This window comes from Roseibium sp., from assembly GCF_025698965.1.
Classification (GTDB): Bacteria; Pseudomonadota; Alphaproteobacteria; order Rhizobiales; family Stappiaceae; genus Roseibium.
In genome coordinates this window covers 1-7,455 of the sequence record NZ_JAILWL010000331.1, presented here as the reverse complement: position 1 = coordinate 7,455, position 7,455 = coordinate 1, and the positions used below count along the sequence as shown (strand labels likewise).

The following is a 7,455-nucleotide window of genomic DNA, read 5'->3' as shown; positions in this document are numbered from 1 at the left end:
TACATGAGAGATTTTGAATTTCTTCACCTTCCTTCATCGAAATCGAATTGACCACGCCCTTGCCCTGAATGCATTTCAGACCGGCCTCGATCACGCTCCATTTAGAACTGTCGATCATGACAGGCACTTTGGCGATATCCGGCTCAGCAGCCACAAGATTGAGGAATGTGACCATCGCCTCTTCGGAATCAAGAAGGCCTTCGTCCATATTGACGTCAATGATCTGGGCACCGTTTTCAACCTGCTGCCGGGCAATATCCAGCGCTGTTGAATAATCACCTTCCTTGATCAGCTTTCGAAAGCGGGCAGACCCGGTGACGTTGGTGCGTTCTCCAACATTGACGAAGTTGGTCTCGTCGGTAACCACAAACGGCTCCAGACCGGACAGGCGCATATGCCGTTCGATCTCTGGAATTTCGCGGGGTTTCTTATCTGCGACAGCTTCCGCGATTGCCCTGATGTGGGCTGGCGTCGTGCCGCAGCAGCCACCAACCACATTCACAAGACCCGCAGAGGCAAATTCCTCGATGAGACCGGCCATGTGTTCCGGGCTCTCGTCATACTCGCCAAACTCATTCGGCAACCCAGCATTGGGATAGGCGCACACAAGCGTATCGGCTACCCGGCCCAACTCATCCACATGAGCGCGCATTTCCTTGGCGCCAAGTGCGCAGTTCAGACCGATGGTCAGTGGATCGGTGTGCCGGACGGAATTCCAGAATGCTTCCGGTGTCTGGCCAGACAGCGTACGTCCTGAAAGGTCGGTGATCGTTCCGGAGATCATGACAGGCAGGATCTTGCCGTTCTCTTCAAACACCTCCTCGATTGCAAACAGCGCCGCCTTGGCGTTCAGCGTATCGAAGATGGTCTCCACCAGCAAAAGGTCCGCACCACCTGCGATCAAACCGCGTACAGCCTCCGCATAGGCAATCCGCAGATCGTCGAAAGATACGGCCCGGTATCCCGGATTGTTGACGTCCGGCGAAATGGACGCGGTGCGGTTGGTCGGTCCAAGAGCGCCGGCAACGAAACGTGGGCGCGACGGGTCCTTGGCCATAACCAGATCACACGCCTCGCGCGCCAGTTTCGCACTTTCGAAGTTCAGTTCATAAGCCAGCTCTTCCATGCCGTAATCGGCTTGTGCGATTGTGGTGGAAGAAAACGTATTGGTTTCAAGAATATCCGCCCCGGCTTCCAGATAGTCGACGTGAATTTTCCGGATTGCATCGGGCTGAGTGAGGCTGAGCAGATCGTTGTTGCCCTTGATGTCGCTCGGCCAGTCGGCGAACCGTTCACCGCGATAGGCCGCTTCGTCCAGTTTCAGCAGCTGGATCTCGGTCCCCATCGCACCGTCAAGCACGAGAATACGGGTCTTGGCGAGGTCACGAAGGCGCTCGAAGGCGTCGGACTTGATCACGGGTATTTCCTTCCAGATGATCTGGTTCTGGTTTTAAACGTCTGCCGGCTCATTTGCCTGAACCGTCAAAAAGCTGACTTGCTTGCCGGACGGCCTTTTCAGCCGTTCCGGTCATCTCCAAAGCCTTGCCTGCGGCTGTGTATTTCTTTCTCCTGACCGGAAAAAGCTCATTCGTGCAGATACATACCCTGCTGTCCTTTTCAGGCGGCGGCTTTTTCCTGTTCACGCTGCCCCATGCCGAGCATGTGACAGATAGCGAACGTCAGATCGGCACGGTTCATTGTGTAAAAATGGAAATCGTTGAGGCCGCGATCGACAAGATCCATGACTTGCTCGCAGGCAATCGAGACGCCGACCAGTTTGCGGGTTTCCGGGTCATTGGCAAGGCCCGCAAAACGACGCGTTACCCATTGGGGGATCGAGGTTCCGCATTTTGCGGAAAACACCATGGTCTGTTCAAAGTTCTGGATCGGCAGGATGCCTGGAATCACCGGGATGTTGATCCCGGCCGCAGCAACCCGGTCCAGATAGGCGTCAAACAGGTCGTTATCGAAAAAGTATTGCGTGATGATCCGATCGGCGCCGGCATCCACCTTGCGCTTCAGATTGTCGATTTCACTCTGCCAGTTACCGCTCTCCGGATGCTTTTCCGGATAGCCGGATACGGAGACGTCAAAATTGGCGATCTTCTTGATACCCTCGACCAGATCTGATGCATAGGCGTAGCCGTCATCCTGAGGATTGTATCGGGTTCCGATACCTTCCAGAGGATCGCCACGCAGGGCAACCAGGCTGCGCACGCCAAGTTTCCAGTAATCCTTCACGATCGCATCGACTTCTTCACGTGACGCACCAACGCAAGTCAGATGAGCAGCAGGAGCCAGATCGGTTTCAGTCAAGATGCGCTCAACCGTCTTGTGGGTCCGCTCGCGCGTCGATCCACCGGCACCGTAAGTCACTGATACGAAGGACGGATCCAGCGGCGCAAGACGTTGCACCGTCGACCAGAGCGTTTCCGCCATCTTGTCGGATTTTGGCGGGAAAAACTCGAATGAGGCCGTGATCGGTGATGGCGCGGACTGATGCGACCGGCGCGTGGAAACTTCTGTCATGTCAAGCGACCTCTCGGGACGTGTCTCGTGCTGGCAAATCGGTGACAATGCGTCGGTCCCGAGCCAGCCAAAGCGTAACGGTTAGATTGGAGTTGGTGTCATCACCCGGAACCAGGTCAGTGACCTGTTCCAGATCGAGATCAAGTGCCTCCAGCCAGCGCTCCATCTGGTCATGGGCGAAACCAAGCCGGCGATGCGCATGCTTGTCGCGCAGGAATTCCAGCTCATGGGGGGCAAAATCGATAATCATCAGACGCCCGCCGGGACGCAGCGCTCGGGCCGCTTCGGCGAGCGAGTGCAGGACCTGATGGATCGTGACCACATCGAACGAGCGTGGTGGCACGTTCAGCGCATAGACATCGCCATGACGCACCTGGGTATTGGTCAACCCAGCCTTGGCCAGGTTCGCTCGAGCGACCGCAAGCATATCGTGCGACGCATCAATACCGAGCGCATTTGTATATTGATCGGCAAAGACTTCTAAAAGTCGGCCGGTGCCGGTGCCAAGATCAAGGAAAGAATGGAACGGCTTGTCGCCCAATGCCACCCGCATTGCGTTTTCAACGTCCTCTTCCGCAACATGCAGCGAACGTTCCCTGTCCCAGGTGAGCGCCCGTGCAGCAAAATAGGCAGCCGCCTCTTCCGCCTTTGCTTTCCGAATTGCCTGAAACCGTTCCTGGTCTGCTGCCAGTACCGGGTCTTCCCTGGAAATTCGTGAAACAAGCCCTCGCGCCAGCTGGCCTTCCGGCCCTTCAGCCAGACGATAATACACCCAGCTCCCTTCCGGAAAGCGCTGGATCAGGTCGGCCTCGGCAAGAAGCTTCAGGTGGCGGGAGATACGCGGCTGACTTTGTCCAAGAATTGCGGTCGCGTCCTTGACCGTAAGCTCACTTTCAGCAAGCAAAGCGACGAGACGCAACCGCGTCGCCTCGCCTACGGCCCTCAGGGCGGCAAGAGTGTCATCTACGGACAAGGTCTTTTCTTCAGTCATGCGCTTCGCCATCGATGTCGATATAAAGATATCTTTATATCAATCTACGGTCGGATGCAAGCACTTGAAACAATACCGACATGAATTTGTCCATTTCCGCCTCCAATGGCGAAAAACTGCTATATCGCTGCTGTTTTCAAATTCCCTTCGCTCAAAAACCGCTTCGACCACCACTGCTATGTGCTAGTCGGAGCGATTGCGCGCGCGCCGCACTTACTACCTGTTTTTAAAAAACGACCAGCCGGTCGTTGGCATCGCGGCTTCTATCAGCCGCTTTTTCGATGACACTCTCATGAATTCGGCGCGTACTGTCGTGATCACCGTGAAGAAAGCTCAAAGGTCTTTGTCTCCACTGCCCGGCGAAACCTGCCAGAACAGTTGCCAGAACAGTTGCCAAACGGTGGCCGGCTCTTCGGGTCTCCCCGGCAACTTCAGAACACAGAACACTTATCTGCCTTGAAATGCCGATTTCTGATCAAGATGTTGCCGGAGATCATCTGCGAACCGGATTGTTTCAGACAATGTGGCGGCACCGAAACCGTATTTGTCTCGTCTGAAAACCAAGATCGTCACGCTATCGAGGACGTGTTCTCAAGTTCAAGCATATGATCGAATTTCCCGGCCTGAACACACGCCGGGAGTTCGCTTAACGCAGTGAGGTCCGTTCCAGTCAGTTCCTTTGCATAAAGCCTGTCGATATCGCTTGTGTCTACCGTCTGACCGTGAACAACCGATTCCAGCTTGGTCTTGAACGCATCGAGACCTCCCATTGAAGAAAAATGCCAACCTGCATTCGGGATGATTTTCACCGGACGGCCGATGCCCGATAGGTTGTTGTTCCTGATCATGAGCAAAGGTTGCGCAACAAATGCCGGAATGTAGCTCTTTTTCGTCATGCGCGCTTTGGTGCGCCGCAATTTCTGCGGTGTCGTGAAATATTTCTTTTCAATCATCCGTGAGCCTAGAAGCCAGGACTTACCGGGTACAATTCGGTTCAGATGATGCTTGTGAAGACTCTGTTCGAAAACCAGCAACCGGCCTTTGTATAGTTCTTTTTGCAGAACATTCTCCAGGACTGCAGATCGGACGATTTCATCGACGTCGGACAGCAGGATCAGATCGTCTTCACCGCAGGTCTCCAATGCGCGGGCAATGCAATTGCGTTGGTAGTTTTCCCTCTCCCAGTCTGCTCTCCGCCGGTTTTTGTAAACGCCCAGCGCAGGTGGCAGTTCATCCGGAAATTCTATCTGCAGATCAATAATCTTGTCTGCCCATTCAGAGAAACGACTGCGGTTTTCAGCAAAGTAAAACGGCTTGGCGCCTCCCCGTTGGGTCTTGTTGGCTTCAACCAGGACAAAGTGATCGACGTGATTGCCCATTTCACGCAGTCGGATTTCCAGGAGATCAAATTCGTTGTGAAAGACGAAACAATCGAACAGTTTCATTTTGCCGTTATCCTAGAGCGTGAGGCATCAAAGGCTCTTCCAAAGCCTGAACTTTGCCCGCATGGCTTTTTCCTGCAAAAACCGCTTCGATTTGAATGTTTGCGTGAGTTTCAGTCCTTGTGCCTGATAGGTTCCGGAAAGAAACACATCGTCAAACCGTTTCATGACGTCTGCCGGCCGATAGCACTCAACCGAGGTCCTGGCCAATTCGCCATCTTCCGGCGTCGGAGAAAAGTCACGCAACAGATGCAAGAGTTCTCCATGGGTTCGGTAAATCCAATCCCGCTTGGGGCTCATCGCAACATGGTTCTGGTCCATCCCCCCCGCCCAGCTGAACACAGGTTTTCCGAACATCAGAAATTCGGCAATCGCCAGTCCGAAGCTCTCACCAATCTTCTTGGCATTCAAACCGGCATCACAGCTGGAGATAAAACGCACTTTGTCTCCTTGCCTGACGATTGGAGGCAAAAACAAAGCGCGAGGGTGATCTATGAATTTCTCGGTGTTCACGAACAGAAAATGAAGATTTGACCGGACCGCCAACGCTTCAGCGACGGACTTGTGAGCAAACGGAATATTGAACTGGTCATAACCGCCATAACGCCCCACGACAAAGGCGTCCTTCGGGATACCCAACTCATCCCGAAGAGAACCCTCTGCTTCCGGCAAATCTACAATGTGCGGTACAGCCGGTGCCTGCCCACCGCTCATCCAATCGGCAAGCCAGTCTGAAACATAGGCATAAACATCGCCATGAGGTTCGAAATGCCGGAATACCGCGTGCACACCGGACCTTTCGGCGACCACGTCCAAGGGTCGTTTTCTGCCGTCCCGAATGTAGTAACAAAAATCAAGATGATACGGTTCGCTCACGGTGCGCGGATCCTGACCGGGCACCATCGGCACCATCCTTACCGACTTTCTGAATTTTTCAACGACTTCGGCATTGCTGTCTGCTTCGCTGAAAAAGACGATCGCCTCATGGCCGAGAATATTCTGAACGCCAAGAGCATAATCATAAAGCGCGACACTCATGCCACGTTCGTTGATTGCCCCTGCCTGAAAACCGATCCGCATTCAAATACCGCTGTTTTGGTTCGCGGGACCGATATCGGATTTCAGCGCTGCGGTCTATGAAATTGAAAGAAAAACAAAAAAGGGCGCGGTATTTCCCGCGCCCTTCTCCTGAACTCTAAAGTTGGTCAGCCGAACCGCCGCCGTTCTGGTCCATGTCTTCTTCGCCGATCAGCCCTGCTGCCGCGGCCTGAGCAGCTGCTTGAGCAATCGAAGGAGACACAACACCATTGTTGTTTTCTTCGTCTTGACCCGCGACCCGCACGGTGACCTGACGGTGCGCAAACTTGATGCCGTTTTTCTCGAACAGATCCCGCAAGCCTGCGTAAACAACTTTCCGCAACTCAAATTGCTTGCCGGGTTTCGTGGTGAATTTCACCCGCGCAATCATGGCCGAGTCTTCCATTGAAAGAATACCCTGTGACTTCAGCGGTGCCAGGAACATCGGACCGTAATACTCATCCTCCAGCAGCTCCTTGCCGAAGTTTTTGATGATCTTGCGCATCTTCTCAACGTCAGTGTCATAGGTGACACGGAAGCCAAGCTTCATGACAGCCCAATCGCGGGAGAAGTTTTCCACCTGCTGGATTTCTCCAAAGGGCACTGTCGTCAGCGCACCCCGGTGGTGACGCAACTGCATCGAGCGGATAGAGATCTTCTCGACAACACCCTTGGCGCTGCCGATATCGATATATTCACCTTTCCGGAAAGCATCGTCGATCAGGTAGAAGGCACCGGAAAAAATGTCGCGAATAAGCGTCTGAGCCCCAAAACCAATCGCCAGACCGACCACACCGGCACCGGCAAAGAGTGGCGCGATATTCACGCCCAGTTCGGACAGCACGACCATGGCGGCAATCACCACAATGGTGATCAGGAGGAAGTTTCGGAAAATCGGCAAAAGCGTCGCAATCCGGCTTTCCCCGGCCCCTCCGACTTCCACTTCTTCATCCTGTTCCGCAGGCGCTTCCTTGGCGATTTGCCGGTCAATGACGATTTTGACCGCTTCATAGGCCATGTAACCAAGGAACATGACCAGCAGAACTTCGACAAATGACCCGATCAGAGATCCACTTCCAGCCAGGGGCAGCCCCCACCATGCGGCAAGAAAATCCAGTGCGCCAAACAAAACCAGGATGGCAGCACCGCGATCGAACAGATCCCGGAACGGCGACCTTTGAGCCTCGAGATCGGCGGCTTCCGCACGCGCCTGTGCCATCGCGCTTTCCGGATCGTCATCGGTGCCTTCGCTTTCCTCCGCTCGTTGAATGTCTTCCGCAATTTTTGCCTGCGCATCGACAGTATCAAGTCGCGGCAGCAAAAGCCGGTCGATGATCAGGATCAAAAGTCCATAAGCGATGGACGCCATCAGCATGACCTGCAGCGGCGCACCGACCAGCCCTGTCGCATCGGGCA

6 protein-coding genes are annotated in these 7,455 nt (G+C 54.3%); all 6 read right to left on the bottom strand.

Features of this window, described 5'->3' with window-relative positions; translation table 11 throughout:
* On the bottom strand, positions 1-1,417 hold a 1,417-nt coding region (locus tag K5905_RS22695; protein WP_297588100.1), incomplete at its 3' end, for a homocysteine S-methyltransferase family protein.
* 200 nt (positions 1,418-1,617) lie between these two features.
* Entirely contained in the window at positions 1,618-2,529 is a 912-nt protein-coding gene (metF, locus tag K5905_RS22690; protein ID WP_297588098.1) for a methylenetetrahydrofolate reductase [NAD(P)H], read from the bottom strand.
* 1 nt (position 2,530) lies between these two features.
* Positions 2,531-3,520, bottom strand: a complete 990-nt coding sequence (locus tag K5905_RS22685; protein WP_297588095.1) for a metalloregulator ArsR/SmtB family transcription factor — start codon at positions 3,518-3,520, stop codon at positions 2,531-2,533.
* Positions 3,521-4,089: 569 nt separating this feature from the next.
* A complete protein-coding gene (locus K5905_RS22680) occupies positions 4,090-4,965 on the bottom strand; it encodes a hypothetical protein (RefSeq protein ID WP_297588092.1) in 876 nt (291 codons plus the stop codon).
* A gap of 27 nt (positions 4,966-4,992) precedes the next feature.
* Positions 4,993-6,042, bottom strand: coding sequence for a hypothetical protein (locus K5905_RS22675; RefSeq protein ID WP_297588089.1), 1,050 nt, complete (start codon positions 6,040-6,042; stop codon positions 4,993-4,995).
* A 115-nt stretch (positions 6,043-6,157) separates the two neighbouring features.
* Positions 6,158-7,455, bottom strand: a 1,298-nt coding sequence (locus tag K5905_RS22670) for a mechanosensitive ion channel family protein (RefSeq protein ID WP_297588086.1), incomplete at its 5' end; no start/stop codon positions are given.